The sequence below is a fragment of the Pseudomonas sp. PB103 genome (assembly GCF_009764635.1).
Lineage (GTDB): Bacteria > Pseudomonadota > Gammaproteobacteria > Pseudomonadales > Pseudomonadaceae > Aquipseudomonas.
This window is the reverse complement of the sequence record NZ_RWIL01000171.1, coordinates 46,736-72,069: the sequence shown is the minus strand read 5'-3', so window position 1 is coordinate 72,069 and position 25,334 is coordinate 46,736. Positions and strand designations below refer to the sequence as shown.

Sequence of the window (25,334 nt, the reverse complement as noted above, 5' to 3'; positions counted from 1 at the left end):
GACTTTTCCCAGTATGCAACCGGTCATGAATCCGAAATACCCAGGGTTGTCGGTGCGGGTCGCCGACGAAGGTTTTGCGCCGTATATCTGGGGCAGCGACTTCAGTTTCGAGGTCGGCGCCTACGGTGAGGCGGTGATCGGCATGCCGGTCGAGCAATGGCGGGTCACGTCGATCGTGCCGTACCGCAAGTGCTACGGCATTGATCCCGAAGAATTCAGCAGCTTCCACAACGCCACCGACAGCGCCATTTTCATGGCCTATCTGGATGACGAGCCGGTCGGCCATCTGGTGATCAGTACCAATTGGAACGGCTTTGCCCACATCGACGAACTGGCGGTGCATGCGCCGGCCCGCCGTCACGGCGTGGCCAAGGCATTGCTCGATGTCGCGCAGTTCTGGAGCCGCAAGAAGAAGCTGCCGGGGATCATGCTCGAAACCCAGAACAACAATCTCGGAGCCTGTCGGTTATATGAGCGCTGCGGTTATGTGATTGGCGGGGTCGACCAGTTGCGCTATCGCGGCATCGACCCGAACACCGCCGAGGTGGCGTTGTTCTGGTATCGCCTGTTTGATAACCCGTTGGAAAATTCGCTCAGCTCGACAGCATCGCCTCGGCTTGTTCCGTGATGATCGCCAGCAACGTCTGAATCGCTGATGACGGCGCGGCGTGCTTGAAGGTCAGGGCATAGAGGCTGATCGGCACGGCCGGCGATAGCGGGCACACGTCGAGTCCGGCCGCACGCGCGCCCAGTGCGGTGAACGGGTCGACGATGGCCAGGCCTTCGCCGGCCTCGACCATGCTGCGCATCATTTGATGGGTTTGCACGCGGGTCTGGATGCTCGGCGACGGGCGCAGCGCCTGGAGTTTGTTTTCCAGCGCCGGGTTCAACGGGTCTTGGCCTTCGAGGCCGACCATGGCCTGACCGGCGAGATCCTGCAGGGAAATGTATTTCCGTTTCGGTTGCAGCCAGCCGTGGGGCGCGAGCAGTTGCAGCTTGCCTTGGGCCAGCGGCTGGCAATCGATATCGGGATGCTCGGGATCGTGCAGGCTCAGGCCCAGATCACTTTCGCGCAGCAGCAGGCTGCGAACGATGTCGCGGGTGGGCGCGCTCAGCAGGCTGCACGGTGCATCGGGCAGGCGTCGGCGCAGGGCGGCCAGGCTTTGCGGTAACAGTTGTTGGGTGAGCGGCGGGGTGCCGATGATGCGCAAGGGCGGGGCGAGGTATTGCTTGAGGCTGCTGGCCAGACGCTGGACGGGCTCCAGCGCCTCATACACGTGGGCGATCTCGACCTGCAACGCCCGCGCTTCGGGCGTCGATTGCAGACGTCCGCGAACGCTGGCGAACAGCATGAACCCCAGCTGACTCTCGGCTTCGCGCAAACGCTCTTCAACCTCGGTCACTGGCAACTGCAGCCATTCGGCGGCAGTGCCCAGGTGACCGGTCTGCAAGAGCGCCTGAATCACTTCGATATGACGTAAACGCATGCGTGAAGTCCATGTTCAGCAGGTGGGGTCAGTGGCTGAATCCTAACCCAAGTCTGCGCATATGACTTCTGCTCATAACGGCCAGTTATGAAGCGACGGTTGGCTCAGGTTCGCGGATCAGGGTGATGCCCGACTGAACCAGTTCGAACGTCTGGTCATCGATCTTTTTGATGCGATCGCCAATGGCCAGTTTGTAAATCGGCTCCGAGCCAGTGAGACCGTCGACCGACGGGGTGGATTCCTGGAATTCATGCACGGAATAAACGCGGCCTTCCGCATCTCTTGCATGGAACTGACCGACGAGTACTGCTGCCATCTGCTTAGAACCTCTGGAGATAAAACGCTTGATTTGCGGCTTGGTAGACCGTCATCAAGCGCGGTAAGTTTTCCTACAGGAAAAAAATAATCGCCACACGGGAATTTCCCGGGTCGGCTGGTGGAATCGTCATCTAATCATCTATAACTACAGGCTCCTTCCCACGGACAGTCGAGAGTCTTCCATGAGCAATGTCTACAACGTCGCCGTAGTAGTCGGTAGCCTGCGCAAAGCGTCGATCAATCGCAAGGTCGCCCTGGCACTGGCGGAGCTGGCACCGGCCAACCTCAAGCTGGAGATCGTCGAGATTGGCGATCTGCCGCTGTATAACGAAGACATCGACGGCGATTCACCGCCGGCAGCCTACAGTACTTTCCGGCAAAAAGTGGGTCCATCCGACGCGGTGCTGTTTGTGACGCCTGAGTACAACCGTTCGGTGCCGGCGCCGTTGAAGAACGCGATCGACGTTGGCTCGCGGCCCTATGGCAAGGCAGTCTGGAGTGGCAAGCCGGGGGCGGTGATCAGTGTATCGCCCGGTGCCATTGGGGGTTTCGGGGCAAATCAGCATCTGCGCCAGTCGTTCGTGTTCCTCAATGTGCCGTGCATGCAGCAGCCGGAGGCCTATCTGGGCGGCGCGGGCTCGGCGTTTGATGAATCAGGCAAGTTGAGCGAGACGGTGAAACCTTTCCTGCAAAGCTTTATCAATGCTTACGGACAATTCGTCGAGCAACACAAAAAATAATCCAGCACATTGGTGAATTCCTTGTGGTGAGGGGATTTATCCCCGATCGGCTGCGCAGCAGTCGCAAAACCTGCGAGCACGGTTTGACTGAATGGCGCAGGGGGCTGCTTCGCAACCCATCGGGGATAAATCCCCTCACCACAGGTATCCTGCCGTTTCTCAAAATTTTCTATTGAACAAGGTTATTGCGGATGCTGGCTGCGTCACTGATTTTCCTGCTGACCATTACCCTTGTCATCTGGCAACCCAAAGGCCTCGGCGTCGGCTGGAGCGCAACGCTTGGCGCCGTGCTGGCGTTGATCTTCGGCGTCGTGCACCTTAGCGACATCCCGCTGGTGTGGCAGATCATCTGGAATGCCACCGGCACCTTCGTCGCGCTGATCATCATCAGTCTGCTGCTCGACGAAGCCGGGTTTTTCAACTGGGCCGCGTTGCATGTGGCGCGATGGGGGCGTGGCAGCGGGCGCAAGCTGTTTGCCTTCATGGTGCTGCTCGGTGCGCTGGTGTCGGCGTTGTTCGCCAATGACGGTGCGGCGCTGATCCTTACGCCAATCGTGATTTCGATGCTGCTGGCGCTGCGCTTTTCCCCTGCGGCGACGTTGGCGTTCGTCATGGGCGCCGGGTTCATTGCCGACACCGCGAGCCTGCCGCTGGTGGTGTCCAATCTGGTCAACATTGTTTCCGCAGATTTCTTTCACATCGGCTTCAACCGCTACGCGGCGGTGATGGTGCCGGTGAACTTCGTCAGCGTGGCGGCAACGCTGGGCATGTTGCTGTGGTTTTTCCGTCGCGATATTCCCAAGGCGTACGACCCCGAGCAACTCGAACATCCTGAAACCGCGATCCACGACAAGGCCACGTTCTATGCCGGCTGGGCGGTTCTGGCGATTCTGTTGATCGGCTGTTTCGCGCTGGAGCCGTTGGGCATTCCAATCAGCGCGATTTCTGCCGTGTGCGCCGCGCTGCTGCTGGGCATTGCCGCGCGTGGTCACAAGATTTCCACGCGCAAAGTGATGAAAGAGGCGCCGTGGCAGATCGTGATTTTCTCGCTGGGCATGTACCTGGTGGTCTATGGCCTGCGCAATGCCGGGCTGACCGGGTATCTGGCCGGTTGGCTGGATGTTTTCGCAGGTCAGGGTGTGTGGGGCGCGGCAATGGGCACCGGGGTGCTGACCGCGTTGCTGTCGTCGATCATGAACAACTTGCCGACGGTGCTGATCGGTTTGCTGTCGATTGATGCGAGTCAGGCGAGCGGGGTGATCAAGGAGGCGATGATCTACGCCAACGTGATCGGCAGCGACCTGGGGCCGAAGATTACGCCGATTGGCAGTCTGGCGACGTTGTTGTGGCTGCATGTGCTGGAGCGCAAGGGCATTCACATTGGCTGGGGGTATTACTTCAGGGTCGGGATTGTGTTGACGGTGCCGGTGTTGTTGGTGACGTTGGCGGCTTTGGCTGTGCGGCTTTCCCTGTAGACCGAGTCGGCCCCATCGCGAGCAGGCTCACTCCTACATTGGAATGCGTTCCCCTGTAGGAGTGAGCCTGCTCGCGATGAGGCCGGTACAAACGCCCCAAAAACTCAGGCCTGGCCGGGAACGTTCGGCCAAAGGTCCGAGACCAGAAACAAGCGCTCCGCCTCTTCCCATTCCCCGCGCGCATTTTCAATCAGGCGCACCATCAGTTGCGCCGGCGCCAGCGGCTCAAGATCCTCCAGCCACATTCGCAAATGCTCCGCAGTCCAGGTCTGGTCCGCTGGATAACGCGCCGGCGCCAGCCAGGCATGGCGGGGCAGGGGTTGCCAGCGTCCAGCCGGGCGCTGCGCAACGAACGCCGACCAATCCTTCTGATGCAACCAACTGCCGCGCAAATGCTGTGGATGCGCGCCGACCGGTGACTCGGCCTGGCCAGGCCACGGATACAGCAGATAACCGCCCAGCCACAGCTGCGCGCTGAACACTTCGATGTCCAGTGCCGCCAGCACTTCACGGCTTTCCGGGCGCGCGGAAATCGGCAGTTGATGCTCGGCCAGGTGCGCCAGTTTGCGATCCAGCCGATCATGACAACCCGGCCCCAGCCATTGCGCCGGATCGTGCCCGTTGCCGTTTTGCGGGCCGAGGTAGAGCTTGATCGCCAGTTCCAGGTGATGCACGCCGTCGCGGTCGCGCAGCAGCATGTCCAGTTCGCCGAGGGTATGCCCCTCGCGCCGGATCGGCAGGTTGGCAGCAATCAACTCGATCCCCGGCGCCTGCTGAACGGCAAATTGCCACAAACGCTCGTAATACAAGCCCAGCCGCCGCGTGCGTGCCTGCGACAACCAGTGCAGCAAGCCATAACTGTCGCGGTCGAGCTGACGCAACCAGTGCTCCAGCCGCTCGGGATCAGCCACCCAGTCGCTGCCGGCCAGCGGATGGCGTTGCGGCCATGGTGTGGCCGCGAGCATCGGCGGGGCGAGGATCACCCACGCCAGATCACGCACTTCCGGATGGCGTAATTGGTGGGGCAGATGCAGCAAGTCGGGAAATAGGATCATCTTGCGAGCATAGCCTTAAACACGCGCGCACCCCTGAGGCTGAAAGGATTTTGTCTATCGCAGGCTTTCGCCCATAATCGTGCTTTTCGCGTTTTCGATTGTCCGCAGAGGTCCCATGGAGCAATTTCGTAATATCGGCATCATCGGTCGCCTGGGCAGTTCCCAGGTGCTGGATACCGTCCGCCGACTGAAACGGTTTCTGCTCGATCGTCACCTGCATGTGATTCTCGAAGACACCATCGCTGAAGTCCTGCCCGGCCACGGCCTGCAAACCTCGTCACGCAAGATGCTCGGCGAAGTCTGCGACATGGTCATCGTCGTCGGCGGTGACGGCAGCCTGCTTGGCGCCGCGCGGGCGCTGGCGCGGCACAATATTCCGGTGCTCGGGATCAACCGGGGTAGCCTGGGGTTTCTGACCGACATTCGCCCAGACGAGCTGGAAGTCAAAGTCGCTGAAGTGCTCGACGGCCACTATCTGGTGGAAAACCGCTTCCTGCTGCAAGCCGAAGTCCGCCGCCATGGTGAGGCCATCGGTCAGGGCGATGCGCTCAACGATGTGGTGCTGCACCCGGGCAAATCGACGCGGATGATCGAGTTCGAGCTGTACATCGACGGCCAGTTCGTCTGCAGCCAGAAGGCCGACGGCCTGATCGTCGCGACTCCGACCGGTTCCACCGCCTACGCGCTGTCTGCCGGCGGGCCGATCATGCATCCCAAGCTCGACGCTATTGTGATTGTGCCGATGTACCCCCATACCTTGTCGGGACGGCCGATTGTGGTCGATGGCAACAGTGAGCTGAAAATCGTCGTGTCCAAAGATATGCAGATCTACCCGCAGGTGTCCTGCGACGGCCAGAACCACTTCACCTGCGCGCCGGGCGACACCATCACCGTCAGCAAAAAAGCGCAGAAGCTGCGGCTGATTCACCCACTCGACCACAACTACTACGAAGTCTGCCGCACCAAGCTCGGCTGGGGCAGCAAGTTGGGTGGTGGAGGCGACTGATGCTCGATCCCGCGCGCAGTTATGACCTGATTGGTGACGTGCACGGATGCGCCCTGACCCTCGAACACTTGCTTGACCGACTCGGTTATCACAAGCAGGGCGGGGTCTGGCGGCATCCATCGCGCATGGCCGTGTTCGTCGGCGACATCATCGACCGTGGCCCGCGGATTCGCGAGGCACTGCACATCGTCCACGACATGGTCGAGGCCGGTCAGGCCTTGTGCATCATGGGCAACCACGAATTCAACGCCCTCGGCTGGAGCACCCCGGCGCTGCCGGGCAGTGGCAAGCAGTTCGTCCGCGAGCACACGCCACGCCATGCGCGTCTGCTGCACGAAACCCTGACCCAGTTCGAAGGCCACCCCGGTGACTGGCACGATTTCCAGCGATGGTTCTACGAGCTGCCGCTGTTTGTCGACGCCGGACGATTCCGCGTTGTCCACGCCTGTTGGGATGCCGGCCTGATCGAGCCGTTGCGCGCGCTGTTCCCCAATGGCTGCATCGACGAACACTTCCTCCAGGCTTCGGCCGTGCCGGATAGCTTTGCCTGCACGGTGTTCGATCGCCTGCTGCGCGGCACCGACATGCGTCTGCCCGATGGTCTGACCATGACCAGCGGCGACGGTCTGGTGCGTTCGTTCTTCCGCACCAAGTTCTGGGAAGACGATCCGAAAACCTACGGCGACATCGTCTTTCAGCCCGATGCCTTGCCGGAGCCAGTGGCGCAGACGCCGCTGACTTCCACCGAAAAGAATTCCCTGCTGCGCTACGGCGTCGACGAGCCTTTGCTGTTCGTCGGCCACTACTGGCGCAGCGGCAAACCGGCGCCGATCCGCCCGAACCTCGCCTGCCTGGATTACAGCGCGGTGCTCTACGGCAAACTCGTCGCCTACCGTCTGGATCAGGAAACCCGCCTGGATCCGCATAAATTTGTCTGGGTCGATGTCGAGCGGCCGGAGGTGCTGCAATGATCGCGGCCTGCTCGTTCTGCTATTTCAATTCGCAACTGGCTGTCACAAGGATTCACCATGGATGACACGACGCTGGATCAACTCGAGGCCGCCTTGCGCGCCTCGCCGGGAAACGTCGCGCTGCTCACGCTGGTGCTCAAGGCCTGCCTTGAGCGCGGTGACCACGAGCGCGGCCTCAAGCTGGTGCCCGCCGACCTGCACCAACTGCCGGACGCCGAGGCACTGAAGCCTATCGCCGCCCAGTTGTACCTGGCTGCCGGCCAGGCGGATAAAGCCCTGAGCCTGGCGGACGGTGAGGGCGCCTCGCTGCAACTGCTGCGCGCACGGGCACTGGCCGACCTTGACCGCCTCAAGGAAGCGCTGGTCGAATACCGCGCGGCCATCAGTGCCAACCCGGCGCTGGAAGACATGGCGTTGTGGCGTCGCTTGAACGTGTCGGTGGTGGATTTCGCCGCCGGCGAAGGTCGCCCGAAGTTGCGCGTGATCTCCAACGATGACACCGACCAGACGGAAGTGCGCCGCCTGCTGGTGCCCGACAGCGAGACCGTGACTTTCAACGACATCGGCGGTCTGGATGATCTGAAGAAGACCATCCATAAAAAGATCATCCTGCCGTATCAGAAACCCGGGCTGTTCGAGCGCTTTCGCAAGCGCGTCGGTGGCGGTGTGCTGCTCTACGGGCCACCGGGTTGCGGCAAGACTCTGCTGGCGCGAGCGACGGCCGGCGAGTGCAAGGCGAAGTTCTTCAATGTGGCGATTTCCGATGTGCTGGACATGTACATCGGCGAATCCGAGCGCAAGCTGCACGCCTTGTTCGAGCAGGCACGTGCGCAGGCTCCGGCGGTGATGTTCTTCGATGAGGTCGAGGCATTGGGCGGCAAACGCTCGAATACCCGTGAGTCGACGTCGTCGAAACTGGTCAGCCAGTTCCTTTCGGAAATGGACGGTTTCACCCATGACAATCACGGCGTACTGATCCTCGCCGCGACCAACGTGCCGTGGTCGGTGGATTCGGCGTTCCGCCGTCCCGGCCGCTTCGACCGCGTGCTGTTCGTGCCGCCACCGGACCGTGCCGCCCGCGAAAACATGCTGCAACTGATGGTCAAGGGCCGTCCGGTGGCGGCGGATATCGATTTCGCGTTCCTCGCCAAACACACTTCGGGCTTCTCCGGTGCCGACCTCAGTGAGCTGGTGGAAACCGCTGCCGATCAAGCCATTGAAGCATCGATCAGCGAAGGCGCCGAGCAGCCGATCTGCGACCGCCACTTCAAGCAGGCCTTGAAGGAAGTCCGCGCGACGACGCTGGAATGGCTGACCACTGCGCGCAACTACGCGCGCTATGCCAATGAAGGCAATCAGTACGATGAAGTGCTGGCCTTCCTCGACAAACATGGCAAGGGACGCTGATGGGTACCCAGAATATTTACCGCATTGAAGACGAGCCGCGTCCGGGCGGCCTGGCGCGGTTTGCCGTGTCGCCGTTCTGGCCGTTGCTGGCGCTGATGATGGGCGGACTGTGGCTGGGTTTACCGTGGTTCGTGCTCAACTCGGTGGCGGTGGGCAGCCCGACGCGCAAGCGTGAGTGGATCTGGGTCGGTGTCGGTGCCGTGGGCAGCGTGCTCATCGGTCTGGCCTTGATCAGCTTGCTGAACAACGGCTACCTGAGCACTCAGGCACAAATCCAGTACGCCTTGCTGGTGCTGGTGGTGTGGAAACTCAGCGTCGGTTACGTGCTGTACACCCTGCAGAACTCGACCATCGAGCTGTACCAATATTATGGCGGCGTGCTCAATCGCTTCGCGCCGCTGGTCGCGCTCGCCGGCGCCTTCCTGCTCAAAGGGATCGTGGTCACGCTGGTGCCGGCGACCCTTTGGTACCTGGTGGTGAGCTGATGAATACCTCCTATCTGTTGCAAGTGGCCTATCAGCGTTTGCAGTCCGGCCACAATGACGGCGCCATCGACAGTCTGCGACAACTGCTGGCCGATGACCCGGAATGTGCCGAAGCCCACGCCTTGCTGGCGCTGTGTCTGCTCAACATGCGTCGTCTGCATGCCGGGCGGCACGAAGCCTCGATGGCGTTGGCGATGGACCCGGCCTTGCCGTTGGCGCATTACGCCGCCGCGCACATCGACATGGCCTCGCGGCAATTCAAGACCGCCGAACAGCACTTGCTGCAACTGCTCGACATGGAGCCGACGGAGCCGCGCTACTACCGCAGCCTCGCTGATCTGTTTCAACTGACCGGACGCCTGGCGCAGAGTCAGCCACTGCTGGAAAAAGCGCTTGAGCTGCAACCTGACGATCCGGCCAACCTGGTGGCGATGGCTGAATATCATCAGGCCTGTGGTCATTGGCAGCAGGCGGAAAGTTTTGCCCGCCAGGCGCTGCAGGCTGATCCCGGGCATGCCGGGGCCGTGGTGGTGCTTGGTCGTTTGCTGCTGCGCCAGGGCGATATCAACGGTGCGCGCGAACACGCGATCTGGGCCCTGCAGGAAAACGCCAGCAATGTCGCGGCGCTGAGCCTGCTGACCGCCGTCAAGGCGCGCAGCAATGTGTTCATGGGTTTCTGGTGGCGGTTCAACAGCTGGATGACCGAGCGCAGTGCGACTGGCGCGATCATTCTGTTGCTGGCGATGTTTGTGGTTTATCGCGTTACCGTGATCACCGTCACCGCCCAAGGCTACCCCGGGGCTGCCGAGGTGATTGACTGGGTGTGGCTGGCCTTCGCGCTGTATACCTTCACCGCACCGCAGATTTTCCGCCGTGCGCTGGAGAAAGAACTGACCCAGGTAAAACTTTCAAGGGAGTTCTAGGACGCCGGGCCTTGCGCCCGGCGCTCCGCTCGCTGACCTGATGCCCGGCAGTGTCTTGCCGCTTCAGCGCCGTTAAACTAGCGACATTCATTGGAGAGTGTTCAAACATGTCGTCTTTTGCCGAAATGATCAAAAACATCACCCCGGACATCTACGAGAGCCTGAAACTGGCCGTGGAAATCGGTAAGTGGTCCGACGGTGGCAAGCTCACCGCCGAGCAGCGCGAGCTGTCGTTGCAGGCGATGATCGCCTGGGAAATCCAGAACCTGCCTGAAGACCAGCGCACCGGTTACATGGGCCCGCAAGAGTGTGCGTCGAAGTCGATCGAAGTGCCGAACATCCTGTTCAAGTCGGACGCTATCCATTGATCGAGATTGGCCGCGGTGCAATCAGCAAAATGTCGGCGCGCCTCGACGGGCCGAACGTGCAATACGCGTTTCGTCTGGATGACGTCGAGGTGCCGGTCAACCCCATGATCGGCACGACGGTGCGTCTGGAATACCTGGGGGCGATCCACTGCACCCATTGTGGGCGTAAGACCAAAACCAGTTTCAGTCAGGGCTATTGCTACCCGTGCATGACCAAACTGGCGCAGTGCGACCTGTGCATCATGAGCCCGGAGCGTTGCCACTATGACGCCGGCACCTGCCGCGATCCATCGTGGGGCGAGCAGTTCTGCATGACCGATCATGTGGTTTACCTGTCCAATTCGTCGGGCATCAAGGTTGGCATCACCCGTGCAACGCAACTGCCGACCCGCTGGATCGATCAGGGCGCGTGTCAGGCTTTGCCGATCATGCGCGTTTCGACGCGGCAGCAGTCGGGCTTCGTCGAAGACCTGTTTCGCAGCCAGGTCGCGGATAAAACCAACTGGCGTGCTTTGCTCAAGGGCGATGCCGTTGCGGTGGATCTGGCGCAGGTGCGCGATCAACTGTTCGACAGCTGCGCCGAAGGCTTGCTGGGTTTGCAACAGCGATTCGGCCTACAGGCAATTCAGACGATTCCCGACGTGCAACCGCTGGAAATCCGCTATCCGATCGAGCAATACCCGGCCAAAATCGTCAGCTTCAACCTGGACAAGAACCCGATTGCCGAAGGCACGTTGATGGGGATCAAAGGCCAGTACCTGATCTTCGACACCGGCGTCATCAACATTCGCAAGTACACGGCTTATCAACTCGCCGTGCATCAATAAGGACTCCAGCATGCGCACCGAACAACCGAAGATGATTTACCTGAAGGACTATCAGGCGCCCGAGTACCTGATCGACGAAACACACCTGACCTTCGAGTTGTTCGAGGATCACAGCCTGGTGCACGCGCAGTTGGTCATGCGCCGCAACCCGGCGCGTGGCCCGGGCCTGCCGCCGCTGGTGCTCGACGGCCAGCAGCTGGAACTGCTTTCGGTGACCCTGGCCGATCAGGAGCTTGGCGCCGCTGACTATCAATTGTCCGAAAACCACCTGACCCTGCAGCCGACCACCGAAACCTTCACGGTCGACACCAGCGTCAAGATCCACCCGGAAACCAACACTGCGCTGGAAGGCCTGTACAAATCCGGCACGATGTTCTGCACCCAGTGCGAGGCCGAAGGCTTCCGCAAGATCACCTATTACCTCGACCGCCCGGACGTGATGAGCAAGTTCACCACCACCGTGGTCGCCGAACAGCACAGCTATCCGGTGCTGCTCTCCAACGGCAACCCGATTGCCTCGGGCCCGGGCGAAGACGGCCGGCACTGGGCGACGTGGGAAGACCCGTTCATGAAACCGGCGTACCTGTTCGCGCTGGTGGCCGGTGATTTGTGGTGCGTCGAAGACACCTTCACCACCATGACTGAGCGCAACGTCGCGCTGCGCATCTACGTCGAGCCGGAAAACATCGACAAGTGTCAGCACGCGATGAACAGCCTGAAGAAGTCGATGCGCTGGGACGAAGAGGTTTACGGTCGCGAGTACGATCTGGACATCTTCATGATCGTCGCCGTCAACGACTTCAACATGGGCGCTATGGAGAACAAGGGCCTCAACATCTTCAACTCCAGCGCCGTGCTCGCTCGCGCCGAAACCGCCACCGACGCTGCCCACCAGCGCGTCGAGGCGATCGTTGCCCACGAATACTTCCACAACTGGTCGGGCAACCGCGTGACCTGCCGCGACTGGTTCCAGCTGTCGCTGAAGGAAGGTTTCACGGTGTTCCGTGATTCCGGCTTCTCCGCCGACATGAACTCGGCCACGGTCAAGCGCATTCAGGATGTGGCTTACCTGCGTACCCACCAGTTCGCCGAAGATGCCGGCCCGATGGCTCACGCCGTGCGCCCGGACAGCTTCATCGAGATTTCCAACTTCTACACCCTGACCGTGTACGAAAAGGGCTCGGAAGTGGTCGGCATGATCCACACCTTGCTCGGCGCCGAAGGCTTCCGTAAGGGCAGCGATCTGTACTTCGATCGCCATGACGGCCAGGCCGTGACCTGCGACGATTTCATCAAAGCGATGGAAGATGCCAACGGTGTCGACCTGACCCAGTTCAAGCGCTGGTACAGCCAGGCCGGCACGCCGCGTCTGGCGGTGAGCGAGTCTTACGACGCTGCGGCGAAAACCTACAGCCTGACCTTCCGCCAGAGCTGCCCGGAAACCCCGGATAAAGTTGAAAAACTGCCGTTCGTGATTCCGGTCGAGTTGGGCCTGCTGGACAGCCAAGGCAACGAAATTGCCCTGCGTCTGAGCGGCGAAGCATCGGCGCAAGGCACCACCCGCGTGATTTCGGTGACCGAAGCCGAGCAGACCTTCACCTTCGTCGACATCGCTGAACAGCCGCTGCCATCGCTGCTGCGCGGCTTCTCGGCGCCGGTGAAACTGAGCTTCCCGTACAACCGTGATCAATTGATGTTCCTGATGCAGCACGACAGCGACGGTTTCAACCGCTGGGATGCTGGCCAGCAATTGTCGGTACAGGTGCTGCAAGAGCTGATCGCTCAGCAACAGAAGGGCGAGAGCCTGAAGCTCGATCCGCGTCTGGTGTCGGCACTGCGCACCGTGCTGTCGGACGAATCGCTGGATCAGGCGATGGTTGCCGAGATGCTTTCGCTGCCGGGTGAGGCGTACCTCACGGAAATCAGCGAAGTGGCGGATGTCGAGGCAATCCATATCGCCCGTGAGTTCGCGCGCAAGCAATTGTCGGAAGGGTTGTTCGAGGCGCTGTGGCTGCGTTATCAGGCCAACCGCGACCTGTCGAAGCAAACCCCGTACGTGGCCGAGGCCGAGCATTTTGCCCGTCGCGCGCTGCAGAACATTGCGCTGTCTTATCTGATGCTCAGCGGCAAGCCAGAAGTGTTGGCGGCGGCGCTGGAGCAATTCGAAGCGGCTGACAACATGACCGAGCGTTTGACCGCGTTGGCGGTGTTGGTCAATTCGCCATTCGAAGAGCAGAAAGCATTGGCGCTGGCCAGTTTTGCCGAGCACTTCAAGGACAACCCGCTGGTCATGGATCAGTGGTTCAGCGTGCAGGCCGGCAGCACTTTGCCGGGCGGTCTGGAGCGTGTGAAAGCGCTGATGCAGCACCCGGCGTTCAACATCAAGAACCCGAACAAGGTGCGTGCGCTGGTCGGTGCGTTTGCCGGGCAGAACCTGATCAACTTCCATGCGGCCGATGGTTCGGGTTATCGCTTCCTGGCGGATCTGGTGATCGAGCTGAACGGCTTCAACCCGCAAATCGCTTCGCGCCAACTGGCGCCACTGACGCGCTGGCGCAAATACGACAGCGCCCGTCAGGCGTTGATGAAAGCTGAGCTGGAGCGGATTCGGGCGTCGGGGCAGTTGTCGAGTGATGTGTACGAAGTGGTGAGCAAGAGCTTGGCGTAACCCGATCTAAAAACAATCCCTGTGGGAGCTGGCTTGCCAGCGATAGCGGTGTATCAGTCAACATTGATGTTGAATCTGCTGCCGTCATCGCTGGCAAGCCAGCTCCCACAGGTTTTTGCGTTACCAACTCATCGCGTTCTGTAGGAGCTGACGAGTGAAACGAGGCTGCGATCTTTTGATCTTGATGTTAAAGATCAAAAGATCGCAGCGTGCCGCAGCTCCTACATGTTTCAGGTTTCAGGTTCTCAGGTCGAAACGATCAAGGTTGGTGACTTTCGTCCAGGCAGCGACGAAGTCTTTGACGAACTGCTCCTTCGCATCCGAACTGGCATACACCTCGGCCAATGCCCGCAATTGCGCATTGGAACCAAACACCAGATCCACCCGCGTCGCCGTCCATTTCACGCTACCGGTTTTGCGGTCACGCCCTTCAAATTCATCCGCATCCCGCGAAGTCGGTTTCCACTCCACCCCCATGTCCAGCAGGTTAGTGAAGAAGTCGTTGGTCAGCGCTTCCGTCTGCGAGGTGAACACGCCATGGCGGCTTTGCCCGACGTTGGTGTTCAACACCCGCAAACCACCTAGCAGCACAGTCATTTCCGGCGCGGTGAGGGTGAGCAGTTGCGCCTTGTCGATCAACAGTGCCTCCGCCGACACCGTGTATTTGCCTTTGCTGTAGTTGCGGAAACCATCGGCAATCGGTTCAAGGAAACCGAACGACTCGACGTCGGTTTGCTCCTGCGTGGCATCGGTACGCCCCGGATGGAACGGCACGCTGACTGAATGACCGGCGTTTTTCGCCGCTTGTTCGATGCCCGCGTTGCCTGCGAGCACGATCAAATCCGCCAGCGAGACTTGCTTGCCGGCTGCGCCGCCATTGAACTGGTTTTGAATCCCCTCAAGTGTACTCAGCACTTTATCCAGTTGCTCAGGCTGGTTGGCCTGCCAGAACTTTTGCGGTGCCAGACGCAGACGACCCCCGTTGGCGCCACCGCGTTTGTCCGAACCACGGAACGTCGAGAGTGCCGCCCAAGCCGTCGAGACCAGTTGCGAAACCGATAGGCCCGACTCCAGGATTTTGCTTTTCAGAGCTGCGGCGTCGCCATTGTCGATCAGCGGGTGCGTGACGTCTGGAATCGGATCCTGCCAAAGCAGTTCTTCGCTCGGCAGTTCCGGGCCGAGGTAGCGCGACAGCGGGCCCATGTCGCGGTGGATCAGTTTGTACCAGGCGCGGGCGAAGGCGTCGGCCAGTTGCTCAGGATTGGCGAGAAAGCGCCGGGAGATCTGCTCGTAGGCCGGATCGAAACGCAGCGCCAGGTCAGACGTCAGCATGGTCGGCGAGAGTTTTTTGCTCGGGTCGTGGGCATGTGGAACCGTGCCGGCACCGGCGCCGTTTTTCGGGATCCACTGATGCGCACCGGCGGGGCTTTTACTCAGCTCCCACTCGAAGCCGAACAGGTTTTCCAGATAGTTGTTGCTCCACTTGGTCGGCGTGGTCGTCCAGGTCACTTCGAGGCCGCTGGTGATGGTGTCGGCGCCTTTGCCGGTGCCGAAAGCGTTGCGCCAACCGAGGCCTTGTTCTTCCAATCCAGCCGCTTCCGGTTCCGGCCCGACATTGTCGGCAGGACCGGCGCCATGGGTTTTACCGAAGGCGTGACCGCCGGCGATCAACGCCACGGTTTCTTCGTCGTTCATGGCCATGCGGCCGAAGGTTTCGCGGATATCGTGGGCGGATGCGACGGGATCGGGATTGCCCTCAGGGCCTTCCGGGTTCACATAGATCAAACCCATCTGCACGGCGGCGAGCGGGTTCTCCAGATTGCGTTCGCCCTGATCGGTGCGGCTTTCCTCTTTGCCGTGCAAGTCCGGCTCGGCGACCAGCGTGCCGTCACCGGGCTCCTGCATGGGCGCCTTGTCTTTGCCATAGCGACTGTCGCCGCCCAGCCATTCGTGTTCCGAGCCCCAGTAGACATCTTCGTCCGGTTCCCAGACATCGGCACGGCCCCCGGAATAGCCGAACGTCTTGAAACCCATCGATTCCAGCGCGACGTTACCGGTGAGCACAATCAGATCAGCCCAGGAAATATTGCGGCCATATTTCTGTTTGATCGGCCACAGCAAGCGTCGGGCCTTGTCGAGGCTGACGTTGTCCGGCCAGCTGTTGAGCGGGGCAAAACGTTGCTGGCCGGAACCGGCGCCACCACGGCCATCCGCGGTTCGATAGGTACCGGCGCTGTGCCAGGCCATGCGCACGAAGAGCGGGCCGTAGTGGCCGAAGTCCGCCGGCCACCAGTCCTGGGAGTCGGTCATCAGCGCGGTGAGGTCTTGTTTGAGTGCCTGGAAATCGAGGCTCTTGAAGGCTTTGGCGTAGTCGAAGTCCTTGCCCAACGGATCGGACTTGGGCGAGTGCTGACTCAGGATTTTCAGGTTGAGTTGATTCGGCCACCAGTCACGGTTCGTCGTACCACCACCGGCGGCGTGGTTGAACGGGCATTTCGATTCGTTTGCCATGTTCGGGTCCTTATCAGGTCTGCTACGGCCGGCTCGTGCCGACTTCGGACTTGTAAGGCTAGACCCGACTGGGCAAGTCAGCTAATAGGCCGACTATTGGGAGCCGATAGGCAGGTTCTTTCATAAATACGGTATTGGTAATTAATAAATGTTTTGTTATTTCGAATGTATCTAAAAGACTGTAATAAATGACAGTTGGGGTTTGGGGTTGGATTACTTAGATTGGCGTTGCAATAAACATTTCGTCAATGTTGCAATCAGACTTTAAAAAGGAAGAACTTTATGGCTGGTAATGAACGAGCACCCGGGATTGGTACTTTTACTGCCTCAGTTAACAATGCTCCGTTTCTGGTAAGTAAGGCTGTCTACTTTTATACCTCGAACCCGGATGCGTTAGTAGAGGGCTATGATGAGTCCGATAATCAAGCGATGTTCAGTATCCCTCCATTTCTCCATGGGGATGGACCCCATACTGTGAAGCATTATCCATCGCCGTTTTCATGGGGTGTGTATATCAAGGGCGATGAATATAAGGTCAAGTCAGGGGATTTTACCTTTAGCTATTTCGATAATCGCAATGGTGTAGAAGGGGAGATCAATTTTGACCTGGTAGATGGCAGGAAAGTAACGGGCGTATTTAAAATTCGCAGGTAACAGTCAGCAACATGCAGGGCGCTTTAATGCCCTGCATTTTATTGATTGCTCAACTTGATTGGGCTGTTTCGTCTTCTGGCACTTCTTCAAAAAGGTCTTCCTGACCTGGCAATTCAGTGACCACACTGAAGTCCGTCACTTCGACGGCACCGAGGCCATAACCCAACAAGTGAAAGGAAAACGCCTTGCGCTCTTGCGGGTTGTCGAAGCTGAAGTTCATTTGAAGTGGTTGCTCGGGGGTTGCCACCATCTCCGATGGCAAACCAATCTGCACGTCCTGTTCAAACTCCTTGGCCTTGAGTTGAATGTACGCGGTCTGCTGCGGATCAACCGAGCGCACGGTCAGGCGCACGCGGGTGTGCGAGCCCTTGGGCATTTCCAGATACTGCGCACCGATCAGGTTGTCGGCCCAGTCATTGTTGATCTGCGCCTGCAGCGGGATGACGTTGGTGCTGCCGAACTGATAGCGGTGGTTGAGCGGGGTGCGCAGCAGCGACAGGTCCAGTGCGTTGGCGCGGGCGGCGATCTGGCGGGCCGGGTGACCGCTATAGTTGCCCTTGTACGTAGCGCTTTCAGCGATGAAACCGGCGCTTTCGTAATAGCGGCAACGGCGCGGCATGTCGCATTCGGCGAAGATCCCCTGACCGTTGTGATAGCGCAGTTTACCGTTGGTGAACGACATGATCTCGCGCCCGGTATCGTAGTCACGGAACAACGAACGGCCACTGAGGGCGGAAGGCACTGGCAGGTCGAAATAGTCGAGAATTGACGTGCTCAAGTCGACGTGGCCATACACGCCTTTGTTCAGCCGTGGCAGTTGTTCGTGCTCGGGCGCCAGCGTCAGGTTGAAACCCCAGGAGGAGGCGAGGCGAACGCCATCGATGCCATGGGATTCATCCGAAGTAATCACCACCAGCGTGTCTTTCAACACGCCTTGACGTTCGAGACCGCTGAGGAACTGCTCCAGCGCGTCGTCGAGGTAGCCGACGGCGGCTTGCTTGGGCGTTTCATAACGCTCCAGATAGTCTTCCGGTGCGGAGTAGGGCTGGTGCGTGCCCACGGTCAGCAGCGTCAGCATCCACGGTTTCTTCTGTTTTTTCAGTTGGCCGACATAGTCCAGCGCACCCTCGAAGAAGGCCTTGTCGTCCTTGCCCCAGGGGAATTCCAGATAGTTGCTGTTGGTGAACCATTCAAGACCGTGGGTCACATCGAAACCGATGTGCGGCATGATCTTGTCTTTGGCCATGAAGCGCAGCCCGGCACCTTGCAGGTAGTGAGTACTGAAACCGTGTTCACGCAATTGCGCCGGCAGGCACGCTTGATTGCGTTCGTTGAGGGTGAGCATTTCCACGCCTTTTGGCGTGCCGTTATTGAGCTTGTCGTAATCGCCGCAAAGCATCGCGTACAGACCGCGAATGGTCTGGTGCGTGTGCAGCACGTAATCGGGGGTGTTCATGCCGCGCTCGGCCCAGCGGCTGAGGTTGGGCATCAGGTCTTCCTGATAGTGGCTGCCGATGGCTACGCGGTTGGCGCGGATGTAGGCGCCGGGAATGCCTTCCAGCGCAATGATCAACACGTTGCGCGCCTGAGCCGGCGCCGCCAGCAGTTTCTGGCCGTTGAGGTCGACATCGGTCAGCCCGGTCATGGCCGGCGCAGGTTCTTCGACATCGCCGTCCAGCCATTCCTCGGCGCGGATCTGCAGATCCGCGACTTCGCTGGCCATCAGTTGATGCGGCAGGTTGTAGGCGCGCCAAGGATCAGCCTCGCTCGGCCAGAGGTTCTGCACGCCCCAATGAGCGGCGAACAACACCAGCGGCGCGCTCCAGAGCGCACGCGGCAGGGCTGGATTCGGTGTACCGCGCGCGGTGACTTGCGTCAGCAGCCAGAACAGCAGGGCCAGCAGCAGCGTGAGGCCCAGCGCCGGATGGGCGAGGCCGCCGCCGGTGGAGTTTTCGACGAATTGCGGATCGATCAGATAATGAATGTCGGAAGGCGTCGGCAGACGCCCGACCGCGCTGACCAGTTCGGCGGTCGCCACCGCCAGCAGGCCCCAGAACAGCAAGACCGGTAGCGCCAGCCACCACGCCCGGCGATGCAGCAACACAATCAACAGGCTGCCGATGGCCAAGTCTGACAAATAGCCCAACGGCGTCGACCAACCCAGCGCCGCGCGCAGGCACACCGGCACGATCAGTACCAGGAGAGTCAGCGAAAAGAGGCGGGCAGACGGCCGCCGTAACCGGTTAAAAAGAGCGCTCACAAAAAAAGACCTTCCAGCCATTAAAACGTCATAAAAGTGTGCGCGATGATACCAAGGGTGAGCGGTCTGATCGTCTTTTAAAACAGCTGGGTGATCTGGTTTTGGCAGGTGCCTGATGGCTTGCAGCCCCGAGTGGCTCTCGTCCGCCCCGGCAATTGGCGATATTGCTGTCGATGGTTTTATTGTTTCAGGCTGTTTAACCCGTACCCAAATCTCCTGTAGCTGCGGCACGCTGCGATCTTTTGATCTTGTTTTTTAACAGTCAGGATCAAAAGATCGCAGCCTCGTTGCACTCGTCAGCTCCTACAGGGGGGCGGTGAGGCTGACTGCGAACGTTACCTGACGCTGTACAGCCTGACCGTCATGCCCTTCGTCGAGGCAGCGCGACGTTTTCGGCTCGCTGAACGTCCCCGTGCTATCGATATGCGATAAAGGTATTTAATTTCTATTTTTTATAGCGATAAAGTCAGGCCTTTCAGCACACTACCCCCTGCTGCGAGGTTGTCATGGCCACACCTTTCAAACGTTCCGCGCTGACTCTGTTGGCCACATCCCTGGCAGCCAGCGCGCTGTTCAGCACCGGCGCCCAGGCCGAAGGCAAGATCAGCATCGCCCAGCAATTCGGCATCGGTTACCTGATTCTTGATGTGGTGCGTGATCAGCAACTGATCGAAAAGCACGGTAAAGAACAGGGCCTCGACATCAAGGTCGACTGGAACAGCATCTCTGGCGCCACCGCGATGAACGAAGCGCTGCTGACCGGCTCGCTCGATGTGGTCTCGGCAGGCGTGCCGCCGATGCTCACCGTGTGGGACCGCACCAAAGGCAAACAGAACGTCAAAGCCATCGCCGCGCTCGGTTCGATGCCCAACTATTTGCTCACCAACAACCCGAACATCAAGACACTCAAGGACTTCAGCGACAAGGACCGGATCGCCGTGCCGGCGGCCGGCGTGGGCTTCCAGTCGCGCACCTTGCAGATTGAAACCGCCAAGGAATTCGGCGACGCCCAGTACAAGAAATTCGACGACATCTCGGTCAGCCTGCCGCACCCCGACGCCACGGCGGCATTGATAGCCGGCGGTTCGGAAATCAACTCGCACTTCTCCAGCCCGCCGTTCCAGTACCAGGCGCTGCAGAACCCCAACGTGCACAAGGTGCTGAGTTCCTACGACATCCTTGGCGGTCAGGCCACGTTCAACGTGCTTTACACCACGGAAAAATTCCACGACGAAAACCCGAAGACCTACAAGGCGTTCTACGCCGCACTGGCTGAAGCCGAGAAAATCATCAAGGCTGACAAGCCCGCTGCCGCTCAGGCCTACATCCGCGTCGAACAGTCGAAGTTGCCGCTGGCGCTGGTCGAACAAATCGTCAAGGATCCGGAAATCGATTTCACCGTGGTGCCGCAACGCACATTCATCTACGCGGAGAAATTGCAGGAGCTGGGCGTGCTGAAAAACAAGGCAGGGAGCTGGAAGGATTACTTCTTTGAAGAGGCGCATGAGGGGGCGGGGAGCTGATACACGCAATACATCGAGCAGTGCGCCGCCCAGTAATCACTGTAACAAGCAGCCCGGTGATGGAGGTTTCCGGAATAAGATAACCTGTGGTGAGGGGATTTATCCCCGATGGCCTGCGCAGCAGGCTCCTCTTTTTCTGAATCAAAAGAGGGGCCGCTGCGCGACCCAGCGGGGATAAATCCCCTCGCCACAGGGGACGGTGTTAACTCTCTCGGTCGTCGAAGATTTCTTCTATGGGCATTTCAAATGCCCGGGCAATCTGGAATGCCAGCGGCAAGCTTGGGTCGTAGCGTTCGTTTTCGATCGCATTGATGGTCTGGCGCGACACGTTCAGGCGTTCCGCCAGATCGACCTGTGACCACTTACGCTCAGCGCGCAGTTCCTTCAGACGGTTTTTCATTGGTAGCGGCGTCGCGCAATCTGCAAACCAAGAATCCACATCAGACCCATCACCGGCCACACGCACGTCCACGGAATGTGCGGCGCACCGACGTTCTCCAGAAACCCGTAACTGAAGGTCAGCAGTGCCGAGGCGGCGAAGGCAAAACCGAGGGCTTCGAACTGGATGCGCAGATGCATTTCATCCATGCGGCGCATGTTGCGCACGATGGCCCAGCACATCAGGCCTGCCGGAATGATCGGGGTAAGGGCCACCATGGATCGCAGAAAAATGTTGGCGTCCAGCAGGGATTGGCTGGCGATCAGGGAAAGGCTCAACACCAGCACGTAGAGAACCAATGCGGCGCCCAGTTCGAGGTAATAGCGGTTCATGCTTTACTTCCTATGTAAAAGACCCTTTACATCCTCGCCGAAGAATTTCCCGATGTAAAGCACGCTTTCCATCAGCGCAAAAAAACGGGGCGGCATGATCGTTAATCAGGCCGCCCCGCAGGTGTTTCAGTCAGTCAGATCAGTGCATTTTGCTGTGATCGTGACCTTCCATGTTGGTCAGCGCGCGCACCGGCGCTTTGACGTCGATGGTTTCTTTCTCGCCCTTGGCGTTCTCGACGGTCAGGGTCAGCGGCACGCTTTCGCCTTCTTTCAACTGCGCGCTCAGGCCCATCAGCATGACGTGGTAGCCGTTCGGATCGAGCTTTACGGCTTTGCCAGCCGGCAGTTCGACGGACTCCACCGGGCCCATGCTCATGACGTCATTCTTCATGGTCATTTCGTGAATCTGCACGTCTTTGGCCACCGGCGTGGCGACGCTGAGCAGTTTGCTGTCGCTGTCGGCGGTGAGGGTCATGAACGCGCCGCTGGCGGTCTGGGTCGGCACGGTGGCGCGAACCCAGGCGTCGTCGACTTTGGTCTGGGCCGACGCCTGGAACGCCAGGCCCATCAGCGACAGGGTCAGCGCGGCGCGTTTGATGTGGTTCAGAACAGGGTGCATCAGCAAACCTCCATAACAGTAAGCAAATCTTCCGTGCATTGTTCTGCCGAAAGCGAAGTGGACAGACCCAGGCGCAGACCGCCGTTGGAGTCGTAAACGTAACTGGTGGCGGTGTGCGAGATGGTGTAGGTGTCGCCGGCCGGGACTTTCTCGTAGAACACGTCGAATTCCTTGGCGGTGGCCGCGGTTTCCTCAAGCGTGCCGTACAGCGCAACGAAAGTCGGATCGAAGGCTTTCATGTAGGCATCGAGGATTTCCGGCGTGTCGCGCTCGGGATCGAGGCTGATGAAAATCACCTGCAAGCGGTCGCCATCGGCGCCCATCAGCTTCTTGATTTTTGCCGCGCGGGCGAGGGTGGTCGGGCAGACTGCCGGGCACTGGGTGAACCCGAAGAACACCATCGGCATCATGCCGCGAAAGCTCGACAGCGTCATGGTTTCGCCATCGGTGTTCTTCAGTTTGAAGGTGCGCCCCATGATCTTGTTACTCAGATCCTTGCCGTACTTGTACGACAGTTGGCCGCGGGTGTCGCAGCCGGCGAGCAGGCCGAGCCCGAGTACGCCCATTCCCGCAAGCACCTTGCGGCGAGTCAACAAAGCCGTCATCTAATACCGCCTTTTGCAGCCCGTCAGTCGACAGGACTGGCGGGGGGTTAACCGTAAAAGCGGCGCATGATACCAAACTGAGACCAGACGACGGCTGCGGATCGCCATGCGGTGTGGGATAGGGCGACAAAAGGTGTAAGAAAAAGTGACGTAGGCTCACTGCACGCGCGATTCATCGCCCCGCCAGCCGCCGCCCAGCGCGGTGTACAGGTTGACCTCGGCCACCAGTTGCGCGAGGCGGTCGGTGATCAGCCCCTGTTGCGAACTGAACAGCGAACGCTGCGCATCGAGGAACGTCAGGCTGCTGTCGACGCCGTTCTTGTAACGGTTCTGCGCGAGGTTGTAATAGGTTTGCGTGGCCGCAACCAGATCGCGTTGCGCCTGCAATTGCTGCTGATAGGTGGCACGCGCCGCGAGCCCGTCGGCGACTTCCTGAAATGCCGTTTGAATCGATTTTTCGTATTCGGCGACAGCGACGTCTTTCTGCAATTTTGAATAATCGAGGCTTGCGCGCAGGCTGCCGGCGTTGAAGATCGGCAGGCTGATTTGTGGCTGAAAAGTCCAGGCGCCAGAACCGCCCGCAAACAGCCCGGAGAGGTCGCGGCTCGAAGTGCCAGCGTTCGCCGTCAGGCTGACACTGGGGAAAAACGCCGCCCGCGCCGCGCCGATATTGGCGTTGGCGGCTTTGAGTTTGTATTCGGCCTGGAGAATGTCCGGGCGTCGCTGCAGCAAGTCCGAGGGTAAGCCAGCGGGCAGTTGCTCGACCAGATCGCTGGCCAGTGGTTGCCCGGGCAAGGACGCCGACACCGGCGTACCGACCAGCAAGGTCAGGCTGTTCAGGTCCTGCGCGACCTGGCGCTGATAACGCGCCAGGTTGGCCCGTGAACTGTCGACGCTGGTTTGCGCCTGAGCCTGTTCCAGTGCCGAAGATTTGCCGGCCTCGCGGTTGCGCGTGGTCAGGTGCAGGCTCTGCTCGTCGGCGGCGAGGGTGTCGCGGGTCAGCTCCAGCAGTTCCTGGTCGGCGCGCCAGGTCAGGTAAGCGTTGGCAACGTTCGCCACCAGACTCAACTGCGCACTGCGCCGCGCCTGCTCGGTCGCCAGCCAGGTTTGCAGTGCCTGTTCGCTGAGGCTGCGCACCCGCCCGAAGAAGTCCAGCTCGTAGGCACTGATGCCAAGGTTGACCGCGTAGGTCGAATTGATCAGCGCTTTGCCTTGGGTCACGCTCGGCGGCATGCGCTGGCGTGATTCGCTGGCATTGGCCGACACCGCCGGGTACAGGTCGGCCCGTTGAATGCGGTATTGCGCCTGGAACGCTTCGACATTGAGCGCCGCGACGCGCAGGTCGCGGTTGTTGACCAAGGCGCTTGCGATGAGTTGTTGCAGCGCCGGTTCGTTGAACAGCGTGCGCCAGTCTTCAGTGCTGGCCGAGGCCAACGTCGGCGTCGGGTATTGCGCGGCAATGGGGGCTGCGGGCCGCTGGTAGTCAGGAATCAGGGAGCAGCCGGCCATCAGCATGGCCATGGACAGCAGAGAAAATCGCAACGTCGACATCGAACAGCCTCGTTCAAGAAAGAGCAGATGCTTGTAGTGAACAACCCATAAGCCAGACACCCTCCCTGTAGGAGCTGCGGCACGCTGCGATCTGTTGATCTTGTTTTTAAAAAAAGCAGAATCAAAAGATCGCAGCGTGCGCAGCTCCTACAGGGGGTTTAAGTCAGTGGGGGATTTTGAACCGGCTCAGGCCCCGGCCATCCATTTCGCCAGCCCATGCCGGCCGCTGACTCCCAGTTTCGCCGCGGCGCGTTTGAGGTAAGTCTCGATCGAGCTGTTCTTGACCCGCAGTTTTTCCGCCATCTGCGGCACGGTGCCGCCGGTCAATAAGCCCAGGCACACCTCTTTCTCGCGCGCTGACAGAACAATCCCGTTCACCCCGAGACGTTCGTCAAACACCTGCGCCAGCGGCGCCTGATCCAGTTCGGCCAAAGGCTGGTGCGGTTGCCTGGCGAGGGTTTGCCGACTGATCTGCGCATGGCGTTCGATCAGCGGCAGCAGGGTGTCGGAGAGACTCTTGAGAAACGACAGTTCCGGGAGGGAAAACACTCGCTGGGTGCGCGGACGGTAAAACGAAATGACGCAGCGCCGATTGGAAGTGCGCGAGACCAGATTGCATTGATGAGCACTGTGCGAGGGGTGTTGCGATTGCAGCGAAGCTCTCAATTGAATCAACAGCGAGTCGTTCATTTCGATCATCTTTTCCAGCAGTGGATGATCGTCCGGGCGCTCCAGCGGATCCGGCGGCGGCAAGGTCTGCGGCAATCCGGCGCTGCCCAGTGCCTTGATCTCGAGGACGCTGGCCTGTCGCTCGTCCAGCGTCCACTCGCTTAGATCGACCCGATTGACTGGCACCAGCGTGTCGACCAACTGGAACATGTTCGTGGCGAAGTGATCGTTGCCGGTGCTGGCAATCAGTTCGCCCAGTTGCCAGTAAAAATGCGGGTTTTCCATGTTGCGAATACTGCCGGTCAGATTCATATCCTTGTCATCCCTGGTTCAGAGCCGTCGCTGAATCGTCCGCCGTCTATGCAAAAGCCGCCCACGCAGTCATTTCTCCTTGAACATGATCTGAGGCGGGATTTAAGCCCATGGCTTTGTCCTACGTCT

General features: G+C 59.8%; 24 protein-coding genes. 13 read left to right on the top strand and 11 right to left on the bottom strand.

The features are described 5' to 3' along the window. The first annotated feature begins 13 nt into the window (after positions 1-13). The gene (locus tag EJA70_RS29515) at positions 14-628 is read left to right on the top strand and encodes a GNAT family N-acetyltransferase (protein ID WP_008079598.1); all 615 of its coding nucleotides are present in this window, start codon (positions 14-16) and stop codon (positions 626-628) included. Here the strand turns inward: EJA70_RS29515 and EJA70_RS29510 are convergent. Together EJA70_RS29510 and EJA70_RS29505 are read right to left on the bottom strand one after the other, a co-directional pair. Beyond that, entirely contained in the window at positions 594-1,487 is an 894-nt protein-coding gene (locus EJA70_RS29510; protein ID WP_158836072.1) for a LysR family transcriptional regulator, read from the bottom strand. The two genes, EJA70_RS29515 and EJA70_RS29510, sit on opposite strands and share 35 nt — an antisense overlap. Positions 1,488-1,572: 85 nt before the next feature. Next, complete coding sequence (locus EJA70_RS29505) at positions 1,573-1,803, bottom strand: hypothetical protein (RefSeq protein ID WP_008079601.1); 231 nt, start codon at positions 1,801-1,803, stop codon at positions 1,573-1,575. 184 nt (positions 1,804-1,987) lie between these two features. Here EJA70_RS29505 and EJA70_RS29500 point away from each other — a divergent pair, with 184 nt between their 5' ends. After that, positions 1,988-2,545, top strand: a complete 558-nt coding sequence (locus EJA70_RS29500; protein WP_158836070.1) for an NADPH-dependent FMN reductase — start codon at positions 1,988-1,990, stop codon at positions 2,543-2,545. A gap of 191 nt (positions 2,546-2,736) precedes the next feature. Further along, the gene (locus EJA70_RS29495) at positions 2,737-4,020 is read left to right on the top strand and encodes an arsenic transporter (RefSeq protein ID WP_158836068.1); all 1,284 of its coding nucleotides are present in this window, start codon (positions 2,737-2,739) and stop codon (positions 4,018-4,020) included. 104 nt (positions 4,021-4,124) lie between these two features. On the opposite strand, the gene EJA70_RS29490 is transcribed toward EJA70_RS29495, so the two are convergent. Further along, complete coding sequence (locus EJA70_RS29490) at positions 4,125-5,075, bottom strand: DUF1853 family protein (RefSeq protein ID WP_158836066.1); 951 nt, start codon at positions 5,073-5,075, stop codon at positions 4,125-4,127. Between the two features lie 115 nt (positions 5,076-5,190). On the opposite strand from EJA70_RS29490, the gene EJA70_RS29485 reads away from it, so the two are divergent. The 8 genes from EJA70_RS29485 (at position 5,191) to pepN (ending at position 13,730) form a co-directional block, all read left to right on the top strand. Beyond that, complete coding sequence (locus EJA70_RS29485; protein ID WP_008079605.1) at positions 5,191-6,081, top strand: NAD(+) kinase; 891 nt, start codon at positions 5,191-5,193, stop codon at positions 6,079-6,081. Next, positions 6,078-7,052 (top strand): metallophosphoesterase, encoded by a 975-nt coding sequence (locus tag EJA70_RS29480; protein ID WP_371924631.1) that lies wholly within the window; start codon positions 6,078-6,080, stop codon positions 7,050-7,052. Before EJA70_RS29485 ends, EJA70_RS29480 begins: the two co-directional genes overlap by 4 nt. A gap of 57 nt (positions 7,053-7,109) precedes the next feature. Next, complete coding sequence (locus EJA70_RS29475) at positions 7,110-8,459, top strand: ATP-binding protein (protein ID WP_158836062.1); 1,350 nt, start codon at positions 7,110-7,112, stop codon at positions 8,457-8,459. After that, the gene (locus tag EJA70_RS29470) at positions 8,459-8,944 is read left to right on the top strand and encodes a hypothetical protein (protein WP_008079608.1); all 486 of its coding nucleotides are present in this window, start codon (positions 8,459-8,461) and stop codon (positions 8,942-8,944) included. Before EJA70_RS29475 ends, EJA70_RS29470 begins: the two co-directional genes overlap by 1 nt. Next, entirely contained in the window at positions 8,944-9,867 is a 924-nt protein-coding gene (locus tag EJA70_RS29465; RefSeq protein ID WP_158836060.1) for a lipopolysaccharide assembly protein LapB, read from the top strand. Before EJA70_RS29470 ends, EJA70_RS29465 begins: the two co-directional genes overlap by 1 nt. 107 nt (positions 9,868-9,974) lie before the next feature. Continuing rightward, positions 9,975-10,235: a YeaC family protein gene (locus EJA70_RS29460; RefSeq protein ID WP_008079610.1), complete on the top strand. Its 261-nt coding sequence runs from the start codon at positions 9,975-9,977 to the stop codon at positions 10,233-10,235. Next, entirely contained in the window at positions 10,232-11,062 is an 831-nt protein-coding gene (locus tag EJA70_RS29455; protein ID WP_158836058.1) for a DUF2797 domain-containing protein, read from the top strand. Before EJA70_RS29460 ends, EJA70_RS29455 begins: the two co-directional genes overlap by 4 nt. A gap of 10 nt (positions 11,063-11,072) precedes the next feature. Next, on the top strand, positions 11,073-13,730 hold the full coding sequence (pepN, locus tag EJA70_RS29450; protein ID WP_158836056.1) for an aminopeptidase N: 2,658 nt from the start codon (positions 11,073-11,075) through the stop codon (positions 13,728-13,730). A gap of 237 nt (positions 13,731-13,967) precedes the next feature. Here pepN and katG read toward each other — a convergent pair whose 3' ends face one another. Beyond that, positions 13,968-16,241: a catalase/peroxidase HPI gene (katG, locus tag EJA70_RS29445; RefSeq protein WP_158836054.1), complete on the bottom strand. Its 2,274-nt coding sequence runs from the start codon at positions 16,239-16,241 to the stop codon at positions 13,968-13,970. 282 nt (positions 16,242-16,523) lie between these two features. Between katG and EJA70_RS29440 the strand changes: the two genes are divergently transcribed. Then, positions 16,524-16,895 carry a hypothetical protein gene (locus EJA70_RS29440; RefSeq protein WP_158836052.1) on the top strand — a complete coding sequence of 124 codons (372 nt, stop codon included), beginning with the start codon at positions 16,524-16,526 and terminating at the stop codon, positions 16,893-16,895. Between the two features lie 49 nt (positions 16,896-16,944). On the opposite strand, the gene EJA70_RS29435 is transcribed toward EJA70_RS29440, so the two are convergent. Then, positions 16,945-19,155: an LTA synthase family protein gene (locus EJA70_RS29435; RefSeq protein WP_158836050.1), complete on the bottom strand. Its 2,211-nt coding sequence runs from the start codon at positions 19,153-19,155 to the stop codon at positions 16,945-16,947. A 506-nt stretch (positions 19,156-19,661) separates the two neighbouring features. Between EJA70_RS29435 and EJA70_RS29430 the strand changes: the two genes are divergently transcribed. Continuing rightward, positions 19,662-20,678 carry an ABC transporter substrate-binding protein gene (locus EJA70_RS29430; RefSeq protein WP_158836048.1) on the top strand — a complete coding sequence of 339 codons (1,017 nt, stop codon included), beginning with the start codon at positions 19,662-19,664 and terminating at the stop codon, positions 20,676-20,678. Positions 20,679-20,880: 202 nt separating this feature from the next. On the opposite strand, the gene EJA70_RS29425 is transcribed toward EJA70_RS29430, so the two are convergent. The 6 genes from EJA70_RS29425 to EJA70_RS29400 form a co-directional block, all read right to left on the bottom strand. Continuing rightward, positions 20,881-21,078, bottom strand: coding sequence for a helix-turn-helix transcriptional regulator (locus tag EJA70_RS29425; protein WP_158836046.1), 198 nt, complete (start codon positions 21,076-21,078; stop codon positions 20,881-20,883). Further along, entirely contained in the window at positions 21,075-21,449 is a 375-nt protein-coding gene (locus tag EJA70_RS29420; RefSeq protein ID WP_158836044.1) for a hypothetical protein, read from the bottom strand. The genes EJA70_RS29425 and EJA70_RS29420 overlap by 4 nt, the downstream gene beginning before the upstream one ends. Positions 21,450-21,588: 139 nt before the next feature. After that, a complete protein-coding gene (locus EJA70_RS29415) occupies positions 21,589-22,068 on the bottom strand; it encodes a copper chaperone PCu(A)C (RefSeq protein WP_158836042.1) in 480 nt (159 codons plus the stop codon). Beyond that, a complete protein-coding gene (locus EJA70_RS29410) occupies positions 22,068-22,673 on the bottom strand; it encodes an SCO family protein (RefSeq protein ID WP_008079652.1) in 606 nt (201 codons plus the stop codon). Before EJA70_RS29410 ends, EJA70_RS29415 begins: the two co-directional genes overlap by 1 nt. A gap of 156 nt (positions 22,674-22,829) precedes the next feature. Further along, positions 22,830-24,224 (bottom strand): efflux transporter outer membrane subunit, encoded by a 1,395-nt coding sequence (locus tag EJA70_RS29405; protein WP_158836040.1) that lies wholly within the window; start codon positions 24,222-24,224, stop codon positions 22,830-22,832. A gap of 186 nt (positions 24,225-24,410) precedes the next feature. After that, positions 24,411-25,205, bottom strand: coding sequence for a helix-turn-helix transcriptional regulator (locus tag EJA70_RS29400; protein ID WP_158836038.1), 795 nt, complete (start codon positions 25,203-25,205; stop codon positions 24,411-24,413). Positions 25,206-25,334 lie beyond the last annotated feature (129 nt).